Origin of the sequence: Staphylococcus sp. LCT-H4 (assembly GCF_001866145.1) — a bacterium.
Classification (GTDB): domain Bacteria; phylum Bacillota; class Bacilli; order Staphylococcales; family Staphylococcaceae; genus Staphylococcus; species Staphylococcus succinus.
The window spans coordinates 78,926-100,596 of the sequence record NZ_MODY01000002.1 but is presented as its reverse complement, the minus strand read 5'-3'; the positions used below and the strand labels follow the sequence as shown (position 1 = coordinate 100,596).

Below are 21,671 nucleotides of genomic sequence, written 5' to 3'. Positions count from 1 at the left end.
TCGCTCAACATTTAGAGAAAAGATATCGAGGAATGATTTCTTTTTCACTAAATGGTAAATTTTCCAGTCTTTCACTACTTTGTTCTCATAAATAATTTCAACGCTTTTTAAAACCAAAAAAACAGTATTCTAATATTGCTACTAGAATACTGTTTCCTTATTATTGTCCGTTATATATATTAAATTCTAGTGGTTTTACTTCGTTTTCTATCCATTCATCATAAATCAAGCGCTTATTAATATCACTATTGATAATTGTGATACCACAATCGCCGCCGCCTGCACCAGACGTTTTAGCTGCGCCACCATATTTTTCAGCAACTGAACACAACACTTTTAAATGTGATGTTTCTATATCAATCGTAGCCTCTTTATCCATAGATTGTATAATTTCACGATTCAAGCGGATCATTTGCTGTACACCTTTAATATGATTCGTTTTAAACGCATGAATCAACTTTTCGACACATGCATGTGATCGTTCCAAGAATTTACCATAAAATGTAGGATCTGACTTCAAACGTTTAACTTCACTCACAAGATGATGAGATGAAGCTGGAGAACCAGTCCAACCAATAAGTACTTCCATGTTCTCAGGTGCCTGCAAAGGTTCAATATGAAGACCTGGCCAATTTTTCTTTAGCACTTCATTTACTGAAGTATCTTCTATTTGTTGTGAGACCCATTCATGATCAAAGGTGCTATATGCTAACCAACCTGTATAGACACTTACAGCAATATCTCCGCATGAGCTTAAGCTTTGTAGTTTCATATTAGCGATAACAGCAAGTTTATAGATATAGAGATTCGACAAATGCGTATCATAAAATTCATTTAACACTTTAACAACTGATACTAAGACTGCTGCACTTGAACCCAAACCATATTTATGACCGTTTGCATCGTCTAAATTACTATCAATCGTTAAATTAAAATGTTTTAGATGAATCTGGTTACTACGAACATATTGTTCAAATACTTCTATTGCTGTAATTACATATTTTAACTGTTTGGCTGCATGTACATCTGAGACTACAATTTTGTCTTCATTTCTTTGAAATGTTACAGGCTCATGATGTAAAGTCTTAGAATGTATAGTGCCATGGATTGCATTTGATTCTTCTATTGAAGCTGTTACAAAACGGTCTACTGCAATTAACACAGATTTATATCCAGGTTCAGTAACCGCGTATTCACCTGCAATATAAAGCTTTCCTGGTGCTTTTACTTGAATCATTTTATCTCTTCCTTATTCAATAATTTCAACGCCTGTACGTGTGATATCACTTGCAATCACTTGTTCTTCATCGAATGATTTATGTAGCGCATCTATTACAGCTTTTTGATTTTTCTTTTCCACTAGTATTTTAACATTGGGTCCAGCATCCATTGTAAAGTAACAAGGGTAGCCAGCTTCTCGACATTGATGAACAATTTCCATCACTTGATAACTATCACTTACCATATAAGTAAATGGTGGTTGTGCTCCTAAATTCGTAGCATGCATTCTTAAACCATTTGCTTCAATCACTTCACCTAATTGCGCAAAATCTTTTTGTTTGATTGCATGTTTAACTGCCGTTATATCTTCATCTACATGATCTAACCAATATTGATAGAAACGTGATGTATCACGTGTTAAAGACATACCGGTGCGGCTTGAAACTTTTTTCGACTTATTATTTATCACAACAAAAATCATCGCTAAATCATCTTCCCAATGGTCTGCCTCAATAGGAAAACTGTATGATGTCTTATCATTATGCCCTTTTTCCCATTCCACAAAACCACCAAAAATACTTCTAGATGCCGATCCAGAGCCCCTACGTGCGAGTCTAGATAAATCTTTATCTGTTAATTCTAAATTTAAAGCTTCATTACAGGCTGCTGCTAATGCAGCGTATGCACTTGCTGAAGATGCTAAACCTGCTGCTGTGGGAACAAAATTATCACTTTCAATATATGCATACATTGAAGTGCCACCTTGTTCTCGCACGATATTCATGAATTTGTTTATTTTAGTCGCTTCACTTTCATTTACAGCTTCTCCATTTAAAATAAGTGTATCTTTTGTATAGCGTTCATCAAATGTAACTTTTGTTTCTGTATAAAAGCGATCTAATGTCACAGATAAACTATTATTCATTGGAATAATGTAAGTTTCATCCGCTTTCCCCCAATATTTAATCAATGCAATATTTGTATGCGCACGTGCTTTACCACTATTAACCAATGTCATTAACCTCCTAAATATTCAATCCATGTATGATGTGCGCCTAAGCTCTGTGCGCTTTGTGCGATTTTTTCAGCAATTTCTAAATTTATAGCAAGTACAATCATGCTACCACCACGTCCACCGCCTGTTAGTTTTCCAGCGATTGCACCTTGTTTTATACTTGCTTCAAGTAATGTTTCAATTTTATCATGGCTTACTGTTAAAGTTCTTAAATTATCTTGGCACAGATTGAAGATTGTAGCTAATTTTTCAAAGTTATGGTGCTCGATTGCATCACTTGCTTCAAAGACAAGTTTTCCAATGTGTTCCACATATTGCAGATACATTTCGTCTTCTTTACATAAATTATGAACATCTTCTACAGCTTGTTTTGTAGAACCACGTACACCTGTATCAATTACAACCATATATCCATTTAATTCCAAAGGTTTTAACATGGTTACTTCACCCTGCTGAAACCACACTGGTTTATTTGAAACAATAGTTTGCGTATCGATACCACTTGGCTTACCATGCGCAATACGCTCTGCCCAGTTAGCTTCCTCTATCAGTGTTTCATCTGATAAAGGTTTATTCAAATAGTCAAAACTTGCACGTACAAATGCTACTGCCATTGCTGCACTAGACCCTAAACCTCTAGAAGCTGGCAAATTCGTATCAATTGAAACTTTAATTGGCGTTGCTATATTGTACTTTTCTATAAAACGTGTAATGACAGCCTTCAAATGTTCAGGTGCGTATTCTAGCTCGCCATCATAAACATCACTACTTATGTATGAAGAATGTGAATCTTCAATAGCATCTATAGTCGCTCTCACTCTTCCAGTTGTAAAAGGAATGGCAATTGCTGGTTCTCCGAAAGTCACCGCATGCTCTCCAATTAATATTACTTTACCATTCGCTTCCCCGTATCCATGTTGTGCCATATTCTCAATCACCTTTAGTATATTCTTTAAATTTATATTTTATGTACTTCACACATCATTTTAGACGAAATCTTAATTTACGTTACTTCGCATATAATTATGCTACCGTAATAATTTCCCAGGAAATTTTACGCTTATTTCAATTATTCGACAATCTACTACACATTTATTTTAAGTATATATACTTGCTGTCTATGCTGGTATAAATATATAGATGTTTAGCTGAATTTCATTTTTATCATTATATATTATCTCATATTTTGCATATAATGCTATACATCTCAAGTCATAGTTATTTCTTCTATTATTATAATTATTCATAGTATTTAAAGTTATAAAAAAGTTAACACCTGCTACTAATTATAATCAATACGTTCCCATTATAAAACTCTGCGGTCTTATATTCAAAAAGTTAAGTTGAATTTCAATGAATTTATTCATAAACGTATTTTTAACTACACTTTCACTATATTACTTTTTTACCTTCTATAATTCAACAATTAGCAAAAACCAACCAGGAAAATTTCTTAATTAATGCATAATTATCACTCTTAATTTCCTGAAAAATTTTTTCAAAATTTTAATCACTTTCTATATCATACGCTATTCAGAGCGTAACTATGGCAAAATATTAAATGCTTTGAGCTTTATATAGCTTGCTTTAAGTGTAAGCATATTCTATATATCGCTATATTTAATAAAAAACGCAAATCGATATTTGTTAAACAAAGTATCGACCTGCGTTTTATTCATATTATTCCATTTTACGATTAATTTTTGCGTTACGCTCTATCATTTTTTCAAAATAGCCTTCATAACTCGCCCATTCATCATCTGTAATAGGCTCCATATTTAAACGTCCGCCTAAATCTTTGAGTGCATATAATAATTGGAACATCACATCTTGTACGGTAATTGTTCTACCTAACAACGTTTCAAGTGAAGCCATACATAGCGGATCTATATTAGGATATTTGAATTTTGTTTCTTGTCCTTTTAGTGCGTGTTGGTAAAAAGCTCTCATCATAGCCGCACGTTCACTACCGTCACCTTCTACGCAAAGGTACACTTGAACAGCAATACCACCACGAACACGTCGCTGAGAAATGCCAGCAAATTTTTTACCATTAATACTTAAATCAAATTTCCCTGGACAATAAGATTGTTCTATCTCATGTGTTTCAATTTCCACATCTTCGTCTTCAAACATTTTAGCTATTAATAAATACATTACTGTAAATGCTTCATCAATTGTAATTTCATTTTTCCCTTTAAAAATAAGTGAAATATTAAGTATCCCTTGATCTAATACAACGCCAAGCCCACCGGAATTTCTTACAATCGCATTATACCCACGTGTTTCAGTTAGGTAACGTATGCCATCCTGTAAAAATGGTAAACGTGAGTCATGTATACCCAAAATAACAGTATGTTGGTGTATCCACGTACGTACCACATTACTAGATAAATCATTGCCCACACTTTCTGAAAATGTATCATCAAATGCAAATGACTGCATCGGTGCTAATCCAGATGAGTGGTCAATATAACGCCAATCTATACCACTAAAATATTTACTTGCTAAATCCATTATTGTAATGCTTGAGCAGCAGTTATGATTGATAAGTTATACACGTCTTCTATAGAACAACCACGAGATAAATCATTCACTGGTGAATTAAGTCCTTGTAATACTGGTCCTACTGCATCGTAACCTCCAAGACGTTGTGCAATTTTGTATCCAATATTACCCGCTTCTAAGCTTGGGAAGATAAATACATTTGCATCCCCTTGAATCTTAGCGTCAGGTGCTTTTTTCTTAGCAACTTCGGGCACAATTGCTGCGTCAAATTGGAATTCTCCATCAACAATAACGTCTTCAATGTTGTCAGCTGCAATTTTTTCTTGCGCTAAGCCTACTGCAGTTGATACTTTTTCAACATCGTCTGATTTTGCAGAACCTTTTGTTGAAAAACTTAACATTGCAACACGAGGTGTCATGCCAAAGCTTTTCGCAGATTTAGCACTTTCTACTGCAATTTCAGCTAAATCTTGTGCTTCAAGCGTAGGATTGATTGCACAATCACCAAAGATGTATTGCTCGTCTCCTTTAATCATAAAGAAGATACCAGAGGTTTTAGTTACACCTGGTTTTGTTTTAATAATTTGTAATGCTGGACGCACTGTGTCTCCTGTAGAGTGCGCTGCGCCACTTACTAGACCATCAGCTTTACCTGTATAAACAAGCATCGTACCGAAATAGTTTACATTTTTCAACATTTCTTGTGCTTGTGCTTCAGTCGCTTTACCTTTACGGCGCTCAACAAAAGCTGTCACTAATTCTTGCGTTAACTCACTTGTTTCTGGATCTATAATTTCTAACTCAGAAATATCCAATCCTTTTTCACTAGCTAAAGCCTTCACATTAGATTCGTTACCTAATAGCACAGGCGTAACATAATCTGTAGCTTGTAATTGAGTTGCTGCTGTTAATACACGTTCATCTTCACCTTCAGGTAATACGATTTTTACATTTTCACCTGAAAGTTTTTCTTGTAATACATCTAATAAAGACATAATGGCCTCCTCGAATTTTTAAATCTATTTATTTTCCATCACTATTATACGTCATTTTTTTATAGAATTCCATGTCACCAATTTGTAATCATTTGCTTATGTTATCTTCTTGCCTTTATGGTAGAATTTTGTTGTAAAGACAAAGAAACTTTAAAGGAGCGATTCAAATGCCACAAGCACCAGAAACATTAGACGGTTGGTATAGTTTACATTTATTATATGCTATTGATTGGTCTAGCCTACGTTTAGTTCCAGAAGAAGAACGACAATCTCTCGTAGAAGAGTTACAATCATTTTTAAATAAGCATGAACAGGCACGCACAAATCACGTTGGCGATCACGCACTTTATAATATTACAGGTCAAAAAGCTGATATTCTTTTATGGGCATTACGTCCTGAACTGAAAGACTTAAATGCTTTTGAAAATGAATTTAATAAATTAAAAATTACGGATTTCTTAATTCCAACATATTCATTTGTATCCATTATTGAATTGGGTAACTATCTTGCCGGAAAATCAGATGAAGATCCATACGAAAACCCGCATATTAAACCAAGACTCTATCCAGAATTACCACAATCTGAATATATATGCTTCTATCCAATGGATAAGCGTCGTAACGAAACATATAACTGGTACATGCTTTCATTAGAAGAACGACAAGAGCTTATGTATAACCATGGTAAAATTGGTCGTCAATATGCTGGAAAAATCAAGCAATTCATCACTGGTTCAGTCGGTTTCGATGACTATGAATGGGGCGTTACCCTATTTGCAGAAGATCCATTACAATTCAAAAAAATTGTATATCAAATGAGATTTGATGAAACTACTGCAAGATATGGCGACTTTGGAAGTTTTTATGTTGGCCATATCATTACAAAAGAAAATTTACAAAGTCTTTTTTCAGTATAATTTACTGTCAGTAATAGCTGCTTATATTGATTGTATTACTTATAACTGTCGACAAGGTCCATCACCTTGTTGGCAGTTTTTTGTTTTTATAATATATGCTATTGATTATAGAGATAACATTTATTGTGCTGATGCTTAATAATTCATTAATGTGAATGCGTATAAATATAAAAAGGCACCCTTATTCAAATATAAGGGGCCTTTTTATGTAGTGTGTCTGGGAGAACTTTAAATCACTACTTCATTATTAACTGTTATATTGTCGCTACTCAATATATGTCTGTAACAGTTAACTAATATTATATTAACCTATTTGAAACATTTGAAACATAAATGACTTCCTAGAATTGTACAAAATTTATTTTTCAAATACTTTACTCATAAATTAATACGCCAATTCGTAATAATAAAGTGTTACAATGAAAAATAATAATTCAATAACTTATTCCCACCCAATGTTTCCATTAAGCATTGCGTTAGTTAAATACTTTATTATTGGTGATTAAATGACAACATACACTCAAAATATAGAAGGTTATGATGAACGATTAATTAAAGATGTTATCGTACTTGCTGGGAGAATTTTACTTGAATCTGGTGCCGAAGCCTCCCGTGTTGAAGATACAATGACACGCATTTCAACTACGTTAGGCTATACAGAGAGTCATAGCTTTGTTACAAACACAGTCATAAATTTTGTGTTGCACAACGAGTCATACCCGAGAATTTTCAGGATAAAAACGAGAGATACTAACCTCCATAGAATTTCAAGAACAAATGAAGTTTCTCGACAATTATCCTTAGGTAACCTTTCTCTTGAAGATGCTTATCAAGAACTAACTCAGATTCACACGGAACAAAGTATAAACCATGATTTACTTTTCAAATTTATAGCTTCTGCAATCATTTCAATCAGCTTTTTATATTTACAAGCTGGTCATTTCGTCGACGTAATTTCAACCCTTGTGGCTGGTTCCTTTGGCTATATTGTTGTCGAAATATTAGATCGCAAATTACACACACAATTCATACCCGAATTCATGGGTGCTCTTGTCATCGGACTGTTTGCTGTAACTGGTCATTATTTCATACCAGGTGGTTCGATATCAACGATTATTATAGCGGCAGTAATGCCTATTGTACCTGGTGTATTAATTACAAATGCGATTCAAGATTTATTTGCTGGTCATATGTTAATGTTTACTACTAAATCTTTAGAAGCTCTAGTGACTGCTTTCGGAATCGGGGCTGGCGTTGGTACGATACTCATTATTTTTTAGGAGCAATGCCTATGTTTTGGATATTAAATTTATTATTTAGTTATACGGCTTCATTATTCTTCGGTGTCATATTTGATGTGCCGAAACGATTGTATAATACAGTTGGCATTGTAGGCGCTTGTGGTTGGATGATATATACACTTTTTTTCGAAGCCTTTCAATTACACACCATATACTCAAGTTTTTTTGGCAGTCTGGCACTTGGACTTTTAAGCCACATTATGGCCCGATTAAAAAAGGAACCCGTAATTCTATTTATGATACCAGGGATTATTCCACTTGTACCAGGTGGCCTGGCATTCGATGCCACTAAAAACCTTATAATATTGCAGTTCAGTAAAGCAATTAATACCATATTAGAAGTAATGTTAATCGCTGGTGCAATTGCATTAGGTTTACTTTTTGCCGATCAGATTTCAAAGCTCATTATTTCTGGGAATACAAAACGAAAAAAACGAATTTAAAATACAACGCTTTATTTAATGCAAACCAAAAAGCGACTCAACCCTTAGCGGACTGAATCGCTTTTTGATTTGCATTTCTTAAACAAGTACTTATTGATATTTAAAAATCCTCTGTGATATGCACCAAGAATTGTGCATTGAATCTAGCATATTGCTGTTACTATAGTAGCTACACTTTCTCTAACATTCTCAATCATATTTATACCTACTACACATTCCTAATAGGAAGCATCATGACAGCTCTACATATCTGGTAAAACAATATACGAATTAAAAGCCAACAAAGTATATGAACTTTGTTGGCTTTTAAAAATAGCACAAGTTATAACCATCACATGTAAATAACATGTTTTAAACTCTGGAAATCTTAAATACTATGCTTTATCTCCTTTATTTTCATTGATTAATATTTCCACTTCATCTTCTGTTCGATTCAAAATAAGTCTGCTCAGTTTATCATTATCCATTTTTTTCAACTTCGGATAACGTACTACAAAGAATATAAGACCTATCACTAACCAACCACCTAACGCAATGTAAGACGGCGCCGAAAGTGAAGCTGGCGAACCAGGAACTAAAAGTAGGAGTAAGAATACAAATGATACAATTGTGCCTATGATTGCAAATGTCTTGTATACTGGACCATATGTGTTACTCGATTTTTTATAACTAAAAAGTTTAGCTGCTGATAAACAAGTAATAAAGTATGCAATAGATACGCCTGTCGAAGACATGTCAACAATCCATGTTAATGCTGTACGTCCTAACCATGGTGCAATTAACGTAATAACCACTAAGAAAATAATTGCCACATATGGCGTTTTATATTTCTTATGTAACTTACTGAATATCGAAGGCATGATGCCTGAACGCCCCATTGAAAATAGCAAGCGACTAGAACTCATTAAGAATCCATTTAATCCTGTAAATATTCCCATTATTATTGCGATAGCTAATACAGCTAAACCGATATAACCAAAAGCATCTTGTGTTACTGCACCAGTTAACCATAAATTACCATTTAAGCTTGTAGAAGAAGTACTTAACCAACTTGTATAAAGTATCATCAATACATAAGTAAGTGCTGCAGCAAACAAACTATAAACGATTAATTTAAAAGTCTTATTAGGTGAAAAATCAAATTCTTCTGCTGTTTGAGGAATATTGTCAAAACCAACATATGCCCATGGCGCCACTGCCACAATCATAATAATGGAGGTAAACCAACCTTGCTTTTCATTTGTTAACGGCTGTAAATGTTCTAAAGAAAAATTACTGCCAAAAAATGATCCGAAAAACAATAGTAAGATTGTAATAACCATTGCCACACAGAAGTAAAACTGCAATGATCCCGACACACTAGAGCCTTTAATAGCAATGAACATAAAGACGATTAATAAAACTGATGCAATAAGTATTTCAGTAATATAAACGTCCCATCCTGCAATCGTGTAAAGCTTGCCAGTCTCCAAAAGATCCGGCAATAAAAATTTGATTAATAAACTAAATGCTGTTGCGTTTAACGCTACAACACAAATGTACCCAAACGTTAAAAACCAGGAAGAAAAGAAACTTACGTATCTTCCAAAACCTAAAAAACTAAATGCAAATGCGCCACCAGAAACTGGAAAACGTTCAACTAATGCACCATAACTTACTGCGATAAGTATCATTAATAAAGCACCAATGACAATACCTATTGCTGCAGATATAGGACCAGATTGTCCTATCCAGTCACCAGGTAGAATAAATGCTCCCCATCCTATGCATGAACCATAAGCAATTGCCCACACAAATTTTTCAGATAAGTTTTGCTTTAAATCGCCTCTATCGACTTGATTGTTATTTTCACTCATAAATAAAATTCACCTCAGGGTTGTATTATAACCCCAAGGCGATTTCTTAAACAATTATATTTTTATAATTTAAACGTTCCGATGACGAGCATTAACCAACCAACGATAAATAAAACCCCTCCGATTGGTGTAACGGCACCAAGTATACGAATTTGTGTTAATGCTAAAATATAGAGAGAGCCACTGAAAAATACAATACCAAAGAATAATAACCAGCCTGACCAATTAACATTGATAGAAGTAGTACCACTAATTATGCCAAGAGCTATTAACCCTAGACCATGATACATTTGATAAGTAGTTGCCTTTTCCCAAACTGACATATATTTCTCTGATAATTTATTTTCTAATCCATGTGCACCGAAGGCTCCTGTTCCTACTGCCATCATTGCATTTAGTGCACCTAATATTATAAACACTTTCATCATATTAAATTACATCCTTCCAAATTTAAAAATCAAAAATTGAATCGCCATTTCCTATTTCATCATCAGTTACTAACTTATTAGATGAAAGTGAGGTATCTGAAACTGTATGCGGTTGTGCTTGTGACGTTACATTCCCACCCATTGCGCGAAGCTCTTCAGCAGATATTCCGTGATGATTTTGCTTTGTTTGAGACACTGGATTATCCATATTGCTTTGAGATGTCGATTTGAATGAGTTAGATACTGAAGACATATTATTATCTTTATAAGTTTGATTTGACGTATGTGTAATAAGACCGGTAAGTGTGTGAATGGCATACATATGCTTTTCAAACTCTACACTGTTATGTGCTTCATCTGCTTGCACTAGTTCTTGTTCAATCAATTGTATAATTTTCTCTTTTTCCATTTTTATTCCTCACTTTCACACCAATTTATAGGAGTCATCCCCTTTTCTTGCAAGTACATATTCGTTTGTGAATATGGTTTAGAACCAAAGAAACCTCGATAAGCAGATAATGGACTGGGGTGCGGTGACTGAATAACATGATGTTTCGCAGTATCAATTAATTTAATTTTCTGCTGTGCGGGTTTTCCCCATAAAATGAACACAACATTGGATAACTTCTTAGAAACAGCTGTTATTACTTCATCAGTAAAGGTTTCCCAACCAATATTTTTATGTGAATGCGCCTCACCTTGGCGAACGGTAAGTACTGTATTCAGCAACAAGACCCCTTCTTGAGCCCAATCTTGTAAATGAGGCGTAGTCCTTTTACAACCTAAATCATCTTCAAGCTCTTTATACATATTTTTGAGTGAAGGTGGAAATTTGGCATCTGGTTGTACTGAAAATGCTAAACCATGCGCTTGATTTGGCCCATGATAGGGATCTTGACCTAATATGACAACCTTCACATGCTCAAATGGTGTTAGATCAAAAGCCTGATATATATTATCTCTATCTGGATATATGATTTCTGTCGTATATTCTTTTTCTAGAAAATCATGCATAGCACTAAAATCATGTTTCGTGGTAATTTCATGAAAAACATCTGACCATTCCATATGCGTCTCACCTCATTTAATATATTAACATATCCCAATTACGTAAGTTAGAACCACTTCTCAATTTATTGAGATTAGTGGTTCTTATGCATGAGCCTTGGCTCACGTATTCCTTTTTACACTTCTCAATTTATTGAGATTAGTGGTTCTTATGCACTCATGCGTTCTAGTCATATGGCATACAAACCTTCCAATTATCCTATCAAAAAATTAATTTCAAGGTCTTATTTTAACGCTTATATAACAATAACTACATATTTAGAATACTCGACAAACGTGATATGATATATTAAAAGATATTTAGGGAGTGAAGATTCATGGCATTGAAAAAAACATTAACAATTGCTGGTTCAGATACGAGCGCTGGTGCAGGTATGCAAGCAGATTTAAAAACTTTTCAAGAGCTAAACACATACGGCATTGTAGCACTTACCTCAATCGTTACAATGGATAAGGCAACTTGGTCTCACGATGTGACTCCAATTCCATTTGATGTATTCGAGAAACAATTAGAAACAGCAATTTCAATCGGTCCAGATGCTGTAAAGACAGGTATGTTAGGAACGCAAGAAATCATTAAACGTGCTGGTGAAGCATATATCGAGTCCGGTGCTAATTACTTTGTCGTTGATCCTGTTATGGTCTGTAAAGGGGAAAATGAAGTATTGAATCCTGGAAATACAGATGCGATGATTGAACATTTATTACCAAAAGCAACTGTCGTAACACCCAATCTATTTGAAGCAGGACAGCTTTCAAACTTAGGAACACTACACACTATTGAAGACATGAAAAAAGCCGCTGAAGTTATACATAAACAAGGTGCACAACATGTCATTATTAAAGGTGGAAAAGCCCTAGATCAAGATAAATCATATGATCTTTATTTTGATGGCTCACAATTCTATCAATTATCAACAGACATGTTCCAACAAAGTTATAATCATGGTGCTGGTTGTACTTTTGCAGCTGCTACTACGGCTTACTTGGCAAATGGAAAATCACCAAAAGAAGCTGTCATTGCAGCCAAAGCATTTGTCGCATCTGCTATTAAAAATGGTTGGAAAATGAATGATTTTGTAGGACCTGTTGATCACGGGGCATACAACCGTATTGAACATATTGACATTGAAGTGACTGAAGTTTAAAAATAATAATCTCACTTTAATATGTTGATACAAGCGAAAACATAGACTTCTGCTCGTATTATTTAATAGTAAACCCCCACACTGTAATTTGATATAGTGTGGGGGTTTTACATTCGCTCACCTTCTAAGATACTGTAACACTTTTCACATAACCATTAGTCATATGAAAAATAATATTTCCCTCGCCAACCTGATATTCATATAAGCCATCTGATGCACTTACCTTTTCACCATGAATTGGTGGCTGATATGTGAAATTCGCTCCAAATTGCACTCTCATTTCTTCTAAACTAACTGCATGCTCTTGTAAATCAAATTCAACTGAATTTGCTTTATCGCCATGTACTTGTTGGAAAATTTGATCATTAATGATTTTAACTGATGGCTGAGCTACATATTGACTGTTTACTTTAATACCATTAAATGTAACATTCCCTGAATTTAACCCATTATAAAAAGATTGACTTAACACAAATTTGCCGCCATCTGCTGTATATCCATAATAACTAAAGGAGGATTGCGTCGTAGTTGCAGTCGCTTCATTCTGAGAGATACTTCCTTCTGTAATGCTTACTCCAAGTGCAGTTCCGAATACCATACTAGTTGCTAACATTACTTTAGCAATCTTGTTCATAAAGCACCACTCCATTTCTTTTTAGAGTAATATTACTATTCAATTACAATGTTACATCTATATTACAAAATATGCAATGTGTATTTTATATAATAGCTAATTAAATGCTTCGTCTTTTGTATTATTTACTATGCGTGCTATGAAATTTACTGTTCTCTCAATATTTCACTACTTCGTCCTACGATAGTCGGATATGAAGTTGATACGGAAGCCCCATGTGATTGATTAATATATGTATTAGTATAATAAGTGTAGAGAGATAAAGGAGGGAATTACAACATGATTATCTACAAACAGGCTTTTGAAAATGGTAACCCCATATATGAAATTATCACCAAAACTTTCAAAGCGATAACTGTTAAATTCGATGAAAACTTCAGCAAAAACGAATTATATAAGTTACTCTCTCTACTTGAAGATGATATTGATAACATGAAATTGAGTTATTAAAAGCATTTTCAATCCATCGAAGAGACAACAGAAGTCCTATTGCAATAAAAAATTAGAAGAAACGATATACAAATAACTCCCGATAAGAACTTAAAAAGGTAACAAATCAAAGTATAGATAGGCCGTCCCCTTATCTATTACTTTGAATAACACATCCTTATAAACACTCACCCCTTATGAGTGACACATGAATTAGACAAAGATTGTCCCCTTTGTTTTGGCTTGGAGAGCAACCTCGAAGCTATTCTAATTCATGCGTCACTCTTTTTTATATGCAAAAAACATTTATTATGGTTACATAACATAAAAATCACCGTGTTCATCAACATTCTATTATTTTAAAAATAAAAAAAGACTCGAACTAAGTTCGAGTCGAGAACACATTTTATGCTTTATTTTAATTATACGCGCTTATCTTTTGCCCACCACATAGCTTTATCAGGATTATTTGCATAATACTCAGCTTCTTTATCAGTTTCTACATTTGGATAAGAACCTTTGAGTGATTTACCTGAAGTACTCACATGTAACAATGAAATGACTATAATACCTATCACACTAATTGCTGCCAAGTAATACGCAGGAGATAATGGATCACCTGTCTTAGCTACTAATGAAGAAGCAATTAATGGTGTTGTACCACCAAATAATGATACGGATACATTAAAAGTCACAGCTAATGTTCTATATCTAATATGTGTGTAGAACATTGTAGGTAATGAACCCGGCATAGTCGCTTCATAAGTTGATAAGAAAAAGCCTAAGATAAAGATTCCTACACAAATTAACACTAATGATGAAGATTGGAATAATGAGAATGAGATTACACTAAATACTGCTGTACCAATTAAACCAATTAAAAATACTTTTTTCTCACCTATTTTATCAGCAATTCTACCAAACATTAATGCTAATGGTATCATTACAGCCATAACCAATGTAATAAGTAAAGAAACTGTTGTACTATCAAGGTTTACAATTTCTTGTAAATACGACGGCATATAAGACGTTACCATATAGTTTGTACAATTAAAGAAGGCTACTGCTACGAAACATACCAATATATCTTTATAATAATATCTTACAATTGTTAAGAAACCTACGTTGTCTCTCTTTGTTTTAGTTGCTATTTCATTTTCATAAACTGGTGATTCTTCTAGTTTTCTTCTTAAATAGAAACCAAAAATACCTAAGAATAAACCAAGTATAAATGGAATTCTCCAACCCCATGATGCCATTTGGTCATCACTTAAGAAATAGAATAATAAACCACTTAATACTGATGCTGCTATATAACCTGATAATGTTCCTATTTCAAGGCCAGAACCAAGCGTATTTCGTTTTTTATCTGGCGTAGACTCTGCTACATACACCATTGCGCCTGCATATTCTCCACCTGTTGAGAATCCTTGTAATACTCTACCAAGTAAGAGTAATATTGGGGCCCAAACACCAATTTGATCATATGTAGGTAATAAACCAATGAGTAGCGTTGAGAATGCCATCATAATAATTGTTGTGGTTAATACTACTTTCCTACCGTATTTATCTCCAATCATACCAAAGATAATCCCACCTACTGGTCTAAGTAGGAACGCAATTGCAAATGTCGCAAATGTAAAAATTGTTTTGAGTTGATCATTTTCTACCGAACTGAAAAAGTTTTGTCCGAGTATAACTGCTAAATAAGAATATAGGCCAAAGTCAAACCATTCCATAGCATTGCCAATACCTGTAGCAAACACAGTCTTTTTAGCAGCTTTAGGATCCACCTTATTTATGTTACTTTTATCAAAATCCTTGTCATAATCCATGAACATGTCACTCCTTTAACATGTTATATTATTATACGTAGTTAATTTATTTTGTCAAATTGAATACAATTTTCTATTTTTTTATTTTATTATTTCTATTCAAAAAGCAATAAATTAGAATAAAAAAGAAAAAAGTAATCACATTTACTTTTTTTAATAAATCAACACTATATAAAAATACGCTGTCATTTAATTTTTAAGGATGTGGATTTTTACCCTCTTATCAAGATCCGAAACAATTACCTTCTCATTTTCAATATACTCAAAATGAATAAACTCACTTACTTCAACACTTTCAATGTACTTTATTTTATAAGCACTCCAATTTAATTTCAGCTTTGCAAAAACGATTTGCACTATCATTTGTCCAGGTACTATATGATTATGTATTGGATTTTCATCTTTTATAAGTTGTAAATATGTTTTCACTTCATAGGGGGTAATTTGCATCATTTGAAATATCCTCCAAAAATATTTGTGTAATAGAAATACAATTTTCTTTATTTTTATTTATTTCTAATTTAAAGGTATATTTCATAAATTGACGCACTTTTTGTTTTCCTAAAAAATACATGTGGGCATTGTACTTTTCGTTTATATGAACTGTTGCCCTTTGGTCAATTTTAGTTTCCCTCAACAATATGTTTTGACGTAAAAACGGTTGGAACAGTTGAAATTCTGACCACAATCGTGCGCAAAATAAAGATGGAACTATAGTTGATGGTTGAATCTTAAACAAATGATTATATGTTTGTACTTCTATTTCATCAAACATAATTTCTAATACTTCATGACCATCGTTCAAATAAGGTTGCATTACCCATTCCCCCTCCAATGCCCATCGTTGCAATTGTTCTATGGTGTTGTTCCATGTAAAATAATCTTGTTACTAACGCTGCACCACTTGCACCATAGGGATGCCCTGTGGCAATTGCACCACCATAGATGTTTAGTTTCACTTCTGGTATGTTTAGTGCATGCTGACTTGCTATTACTTGAGAGGCAAAAGCTTCATTTAACTCGAATGCATCGATATCCTCTATTGCATAGTTTTGCCTTTTCAATAATTTCGAAACTGCTGGTACAGGTCCTATACCTAATAATGTTGGATCAACACCGACTGTACTACTGTCTATAAAATCTAAACCTGACTTAAATCCATAATCATGAGCAGTTTCCTTTTCCATCACCATTAGTAAGACCGCGCCATCATTCTTCATACAGCAATTTCCCACTGTGATTGTTCCATTAGGTAACATCGGTTTCAAACGAGATAAAGTCCGCTGAGTTAATTTAGGTTTTATACTTTCATCTTTGTTAAACACTTTGCCATTGACATTAAAAGGCAGTATCTCTCGAGAAATAGTTTGATTTTCATATGCTGCTATAGCTTTTCTATGACTTTTCCAGGCATAATCATCCTGTGCTTCTCGTGGCACTTGATATACATGAGCTACTTTCTCTGCCGCTTCTATCATTGATGGGTCTTGTCCCTCTGGAGCAAAGGAAGCTCTCTCATAGAACTCAGGTAAATATGTCTCATATATAGATTGTGGCCTTTTAATTTTCCACGGTGCGCGACTGATACTCTCAACACCACCTGCTATGAATATTGTACCTGCACCTGCTTGAATCATCCGACAGGCATGAATAACAGCATCTAACCCTGAACCACACTGTCTATCAATTGTCACGCCAGGAATTTGTTGATTTAATCCAGCTTCTAGTAATGACTTCCTCGCTATATTTCCTCCGTTGCCAGTAACATTTCCCAAAATGACATCATCTATCGCTAACATAACCTGTGGATGCACATCTTTGAAATGGTTAAACAAAGGTTTTAATAATTGTTCAGGTTCTAAATGTTTAACCATTCCTCCATATTTACCGAAAGCCGTTCTTTTAGCTGCTACGATAACCGCTTCTTTCATGAGTTAAATCCTCCTTCTAAATAGCGCTGTTTCATTTGCTTACGTGCGATTTTACCACTTTGTGTGTATTCCATTTTATCTACTTTAATTAGTTTCGATGGTATTTGATACCGTGCTAAATGCTTTGATAAAAAGGTTTTACATGCTCGGTATGATACCTTTATATCACCTGTGTAAAGTAAAACTGAAATTTCTCCAAATTTTGCATGAGGTACTCCAATAACTAACACCTCATCAAAATATTCATAGGATTGCGCCACACGTTCAACTTCAGTAGGATAAACATTGCTTCCGCCAATAATCATACGGTCATATTTGCGACCGTGTAAAAATAAATATCCTTGTTTATCAAGTGAAGCAAAGTCTCCGGTTTCTATCCATTCTTTTTCTGAATCTTCGTCACCAACATAACCACTGAACGCCATATTACTTTGAATATTTAATAAACCTACCCCCTTTTCATCTCGATTGATTAATTGGATATTCACATTCTCAAAAGGCATGCCTACGGAATAAAGAGGAGCTTTATCATGGTAATTATAGCTAATAAAACTTGCTTCAGAGGTACCAAAAAACTCTATTAAACTAGCATTAGGTAGAAGTTGTTCTACTCTATTTCTAATTTTATATTGGAGCTTATCCCCCGTTGTAAAAATATAATGCCGCTGATATATCACTGTACGATGCGCAGTGTATGCTTCTAACATTGTAGGTACTAAAAACATAGCCACATGCTTACACTTAAGAAGCTGTATAGAATGTAATAAATTAGTCGCATCAAAGTGCGTTTGTCCTATAAATGTTCTCCCACTATACAATGCATAGATACATGCGTATAAAGATAACGAATGAGACAAAGGCCCTGGTGCAACTATCACATCTACCGTTGTATCAAAGAGCTTGTCATTCTGTTCAAATGAATAAATCCATGAAAGCTCGTTACGGTAATAGGCTTTTGGCAAACCGGTTGTTCCGGATGTAAATCCAACATGTAATAATGTCGCATCTTGCTTAATTAATTTACTATCTTGCTTCATCATCTTGATAACTTGATTATTACTATCAATAATAAAAGACATTCCATAATAGCTTATTAAAGTATCTATTTGTTGTTGCGACCACCTATAATCTAATAAACACGGAATACAGTCCTTTTCTAACAAAGCTAAATAATAAGTAATTGTTTGTAACGGATCTTCTATAATTAATGCTACATAACTCTGTCTCGGAATTTCATATAACGATTGCGCGCACTGCTGAACATTTTGTTCTAATGTTTGATAACTCACAGCAGATTGTTCAAATTTTAATGCACACTGGCTGGGTTGCACCCGTGCATGTTGTCTCATTTTATTTAACAGTTCTAACATCTAATCACACCATTTTGTAAACTTTTATATATTTTATATTAACATTACTAAATTAAAATATCTTCTTAATTTGGTGGTGACTACTTCAATAATATTCCCTTTTTTTCTACAGAAACTATTAACAATAGCTCATGCATTCGCCTATAAGTTATTAACAAAGTAAAATTGGGTAACTATTCCGATTCTATGTATTTAAAAAGCATTAACAATATAAATATTGTTAATGCTTTGAGATATAACCACCTATTCTAAATTTGCGTGGTTTTGTTGCATTGTTTCTTCATCAATATTGAGTTCAGACATTAAGTCTAACACAATGCTATCTAAAAATATTTGCGCCGCTTGTTCAAACAAACTACCTAATGGTTGTGTTGAACCTTCAGCATCATACTTGGTACCTGCAGGCAATTCAATAATAGAACTAGCAAGTTGACCAATGGCTGATGCTGGATTCGTCGTTAATAATACGACCTCAGCACCTATAGATTTCGCTTTATCCGCTAATAATTTTAAATGCTCCGTAGAACCCGATCCTGAAATAATTATAAATATATCATTCTCAGTAATTGAAGGTGTAGTAGATTCTCCAACAACATGCGCATACTTACCTAACTGGTTCAGACGCATTGCAAAACTGTTTGCAACGAAACCTGAACGCCCTTTTCCTGAGACAAATACTTGGTTTGCATTAACCACTTGAGTTAAAAACGCTTGCGCTTCACTATCTCTAACGTGAGACAATGTATGATCCAATTCATCTAAGATTAAACGATAATTTGTAATTTCACTCATATTATTTTCCTTCAATCGCAGCTTTACACTGTTTTGCTGCTTCAACAGGATCATCGGCATTGGCGATACCGCCACCTACTACAACTAAATCAGGATTCTCTGCAACAACTTCTTCAATTGTATCTGGTTTGATACCACCAATTACTGCAACTTTAGAATTCGTAATTACTGATTTAACTTGGCGTAAACTTTCTAGTGGGGATTCTCCTTCTGCTTGTAAATCATATCCAGTATGAACCGCAATATAATCTGCGCCTAAGGCATCCAATTCTTTAGCACGTTGTTTTAAATCTTGTACTGCAATCATGTCTACTAATAATTCTTTACCATTTTTATGTGCTTCTTCTACTGCACCTTTTATTGAAGCATCTTCAGCCACACCTAAAATTGTTATAACGTCAGCACCATATTTTATTGCCTGACTAACTTCATAATCTGCTGCATCCATAATTTTCAAATCTGCTAATACTTTAACGCCTTCAATGTTATCATCTAAATATTGTACTGCAGGTAATCCTTCATTAATAACGATTGGCGTGCCAATTTCTACAATATCAACATAATCTTTAACCTTATTGGCAAGTTCTGCTGCCTCTTCTTTATTTAATAAGTCAATTGCAAGTTGTAATTCCAATATGATCATCCCTTCTTGAATTAATGTATCATTAATAACTTAATAACCCATATTGCATCATGAAACATCAAATACTTTCACACAAAATGTTTACCCAAAGTGCGTTATATTAAACGAATTTATAGTTGTTGTGCTGATGCATCATCGACATATACTTCGACATTAGGGTGTGTGTGTAATATAGATGCTGGAAATTGGGAATCTGACTTAGTTTGTAATAACTTTTTAATTGCTACGCTCTTTTTTTCACCAAAAGCTAACAAAATAATTTTCTTTGCCTGCATTATAGTTGATAAGCCCATGGAAATAGCTTGTTTCGGAACTTCTGCCTCATCTTCAAAGTAACGGCTATTAGCTTTGATCGTACTATAAGTTAAGTCCACGATGTGCGTCCGACTATTTATATCTGTGCCTGGCTCATTAAAACCAATATGTCCATTTTCACCTATGCCTAAAATTTGAATATCAACAGGTCCTTGTTGATTGATAAGCGTTTCGTACCTTTGTGCCTCTTCATCTAGACATTCAGCATTGCCATTAGGTAAATGTATAAGGGAGGCATTAAAATGAGGATAACGTTTGAATAGATTTTCATTCATATAATAATGGTAACTTTCTTCATGATTATCAACCAACCCAACATATTCATCTAAATTAAATGTTTCAATTCCAGAAACATCTATATTATTACGAGAAAGTAACTCTACCAAAAAACGATAAACTTCTATCATCGTACCTCCAGTAGCTAACCCTAATTTACTATGGGGATGCTGTGTTATTTGTTTATATAATTCACAGGCTACATAAAAAGATGCATAGTCTCTTGTACCTAAATTAGTTATATTCATTATTTCTGCCCCCTAAACATGTAATAAAAGCATTTCTATATTTTTAGTATGTCATACTACTTACATATATTCATTATATGTGTCTATGATATATTTGACAGAAATAGATTTCCCTAATCATTTTAAGCTAAATATAAATTCTTTTATAAATAATTGAGCAGAGTTATACATTTCTGGTGTGGTTTTTAGTAGAATAGATAAATAATCTTAAAATAAATTGCGCTTGTTATATATAAAATTCACATTACTGGTAGAAAATGTATACAAGTCAGTTTAAACTATAAGGTAGACTTATATA

Annotated in this window: 23 protein-coding genes; 5 read left to right on the top strand and 18 right to left on the bottom strand. The window is 33.9% G+C overall.

All coding sequences use genetic code 11. The features are described 5' to 3' along the window. Positions 1-160 precede the first annotated feature (160 nt). The 5 genes from BK821_RS05400 to pta form a co-directional block, all read right to left on the bottom strand. The gene (locus BK821_RS05400) at positions 161-1,237 is read right to left on the bottom strand and encodes a phosphomevalonate kinase (protein ID WP_046837049.1); all 1,077 of its coding nucleotides are present in this window, start codon (positions 1,235-1,237) and stop codon (positions 161-163) included. A gap of 12 nt (positions 1,238-1,249) precedes the next feature. After that, complete coding sequence (gene mvaD, locus BK821_RS05395; protein ID WP_046837290.1) at positions 1,250-2,233, bottom strand: diphosphomevalonate decarboxylase; 984 nt, start codon at positions 2,231-2,233, stop codon at positions 1,250-1,252. Positions 2,234-2,238: 5 nt separating this feature from the next. Then, a complete protein-coding gene (gene mvk, locus BK821_RS05390) occupies positions 2,239-3,162 on the bottom strand; it encodes a mevalonate kinase (protein ID WP_071331384.1) in 924 nt (307 codons plus the stop codon). 754 nt (positions 3,163-3,916) lie between these two features. After that, on the bottom strand, positions 3,917-4,753 hold the full coding sequence (locus BK821_RS05385) for a lipoate--protein ligase family protein (RefSeq protein ID WP_046837047.1): 837 nt from the start codon (positions 4,751-4,753) through the stop codon (positions 3,917-3,919). Further along, positions 4,753-5,742 carry a phosphate acetyltransferase gene (pta, locus tag BK821_RS05380; RefSeq protein ID WP_101116861.1) on the bottom strand — a complete coding sequence of 330 codons (990 nt, stop codon included), beginning with the start codon at positions 5,740-5,742 and terminating at the stop codon, positions 4,753-4,755. Before pta ends, BK821_RS05385 begins: the two co-directional genes overlap by 1 nt. Before the next feature lie 164 nt (positions 5,743-5,906). Between pta and hemQ the strand changes: the two genes are divergently transcribed. The 3 genes from hemQ to BK821_RS05365 all read left to right on the top strand — a co-directional run bounded on the left by hemQ (position 5,907) and on the right by BK821_RS05365 (position 8,400). Continuing rightward, the gene (gene hemQ, locus BK821_RS05375; protein WP_046837045.1) at positions 5,907-6,656 is read left to right on the top strand and encodes a hydrogen peroxide-dependent heme synthase; all 750 of its coding nucleotides are present in this window, start codon (positions 5,907-5,909) and stop codon (positions 6,654-6,656) included. A gap of 506 nt (positions 6,657-7,162) precedes the next feature. After that, positions 7,163-7,936: a threonine/serine exporter family protein gene (locus BK821_RS05370; RefSeq protein ID WP_046837044.1), complete on the top strand. Its 774-nt coding sequence runs from the start codon at positions 7,163-7,165 to the stop codon at positions 7,934-7,936. An 11-nt stretch (positions 7,937-7,947) separates the two neighbouring features. Beyond that, positions 7,948-8,400: a threonine/serine exporter family protein gene (locus tag BK821_RS05365; RefSeq protein WP_046837043.1), complete on the top strand. Its 453-nt coding sequence runs from the start codon at positions 7,948-7,950 to the stop codon at positions 8,398-8,400. A gap of 374 nt (positions 8,401-8,774) precedes the next feature. Here the strand turns inward: BK821_RS05365 and BK821_RS05360 are convergent, their stop codons facing one another. From BK821_RS05360 to BK821_RS05345, 4 genes are all read right to left on the bottom strand, one after another. Then, positions 8,775-10,256 carry an APC family permease gene (locus BK821_RS05360; protein ID WP_046837042.1) on the bottom strand — a complete coding sequence of 494 codons (1,482 nt, stop codon included), beginning with the start codon at positions 10,254-10,256 and terminating at the stop codon, positions 8,775-8,777. 62 nt (positions 10,257-10,318) lie between these two features. Beyond that, positions 10,319-10,681 carry a DUF423 domain-containing protein gene (locus tag BK821_RS05355; RefSeq protein ID WP_101117528.1) on the bottom strand — a complete coding sequence of 121 codons (363 nt, stop codon included), beginning with the start codon at positions 10,679-10,681 and terminating at the stop codon, positions 10,319-10,321. Between the two features lie 25 nt (positions 10,682-10,706). After that, positions 10,707-11,093 carry a DUF5327 family protein gene (locus tag BK821_RS05350; RefSeq protein ID WP_046837040.1) on the bottom strand — a complete coding sequence of 129 codons (387 nt, stop codon included), beginning with the start codon at positions 11,091-11,093 and terminating at the stop codon, positions 10,707-10,709. 2 nt (positions 11,094-11,095) lie between these two features. Continuing rightward, positions 11,096-11,752, bottom strand: coding sequence for a uracil-DNA glycosylase (locus tag BK821_RS05345; RefSeq protein WP_071331383.1), 657 nt, complete (start codon positions 11,750-11,752; stop codon positions 11,096-11,098). A 317-nt stretch (positions 11,753-12,069) separates the two neighbouring features. Between BK821_RS05345 and thiD the strand changes: the two genes are divergently transcribed. Next, the gene (gene thiD / locus BK821_RS05340) at positions 12,070-12,900 is read left to right on the top strand and encodes a bifunctional hydroxymethylpyrimidine kinase/phosphomethylpyrimidine kinase (RefSeq protein ID WP_046837762.1); all 831 of its coding nucleotides are present in this window, start codon (positions 12,070-12,072) and stop codon (positions 12,898-12,900) included. Positions 12,901-13,024: 124 nt separating this feature from the next. Here the strand turns inward: thiD and isaB are convergent, their stop codons facing one another. Then, on the bottom strand, positions 13,025-13,534 hold the full coding sequence (gene isaB, locus BK821_RS05335; RefSeq protein WP_046837761.1) for an immunodominant staphylococcal antigen IsaB family protein: 510 nt from the start codon (positions 13,532-13,534) through the stop codon (positions 13,025-13,027). 279 nt (positions 13,535-13,813) lie between these two features. On the opposite strand from isaB, the gene vraX reads away from it, so the two are divergent. Further along, entirely contained in the window at positions 13,814-13,984 is a 171-nt protein-coding gene (gene vraX, locus BK821_RS13455) for a C1q-binding complement inhibitor VraX (protein ID WP_046837760.1), read from the top strand. Positions 13,985-14,385: 401 nt separating this feature from the next. Here the strand turns inward: vraX and BK821_RS05330 are convergent, their stop codons facing one another. The 8 genes from BK821_RS05330 to nagB form a co-directional block, all read right to left on the bottom strand. Further along, a complete protein-coding gene (locus BK821_RS05330) occupies positions 14,386-15,798 on the bottom strand; it encodes an MFS transporter (RefSeq protein ID WP_046837759.1) in 1,413 nt (470 codons plus the stop codon). A gap of 189 nt (positions 15,799-15,987) precedes the next feature. Beyond that, positions 15,988-16,251 carry a hypothetical protein gene (locus BK821_RS05325; RefSeq protein WP_071331382.1) on the bottom strand — a complete coding sequence of 88 codons (264 nt, stop codon included), beginning with the start codon at positions 16,249-16,251 and terminating at the stop codon, positions 15,988-15,990. After that, a complete protein-coding gene (locus BK821_RS05320) occupies positions 16,229-16,615 on the bottom strand; it encodes a hypothetical protein (protein ID WP_071331381.1) in 387 nt (128 codons plus the stop codon). The genes BK821_RS05325 and BK821_RS05320 overlap by 23 nt, the downstream gene beginning before the upstream one ends. Next, positions 16,587-17,729: a thiolase family protein gene (locus tag BK821_RS05315; protein WP_071331380.1), complete on the bottom strand. Its 1,143-nt coding sequence runs from the start codon at positions 17,727-17,729 to the stop codon at positions 16,587-16,589. Before BK821_RS05315 ends, BK821_RS05320 begins: the two co-directional genes overlap by 29 nt. Beyond that, on the bottom strand, positions 17,726-19,099 hold the full coding sequence (locus BK821_RS05310; RefSeq protein ID WP_046837755.1) for an AMP-binding protein: 1,374 nt from the start codon (positions 19,097-19,099) through the stop codon (positions 17,726-17,728). The genes BK821_RS05315 and BK821_RS05310 overlap by 4 nt, the downstream gene beginning before the upstream one ends. Before the next feature lie 243 nt (positions 19,100-19,342). Further along, positions 19,343-19,891 carry a 6-phospho-3-hexuloisomerase gene (gene hxlB / locus BK821_RS05305; RefSeq protein WP_046837754.1) on the bottom strand — a complete coding sequence of 183 codons (549 nt, stop codon included), beginning with the start codon at positions 19,889-19,891 and terminating at the stop codon, positions 19,343-19,345. 1 nt (position 19,892) lies between these two features. Continuing rightward, positions 19,893-20,525 carry a 3-hexulose-6-phosphate synthase gene (gene hxlA / locus BK821_RS05300; protein WP_046837753.1) on the bottom strand — a complete coding sequence of 211 codons (633 nt, stop codon included), beginning with the start codon at positions 20,523-20,525 and terminating at the stop codon, positions 19,893-19,895. Between the two features lie 119 nt (positions 20,526-20,644). Beyond that, entirely contained in the window at positions 20,645-21,373 is a 729-nt protein-coding gene (nagB, locus tag BK821_RS05295) for a glucosamine-6-phosphate deaminase (RefSeq protein WP_046837752.1), read from the bottom strand. Positions 21,374-21,671 lie beyond the last annotated feature (298 nt).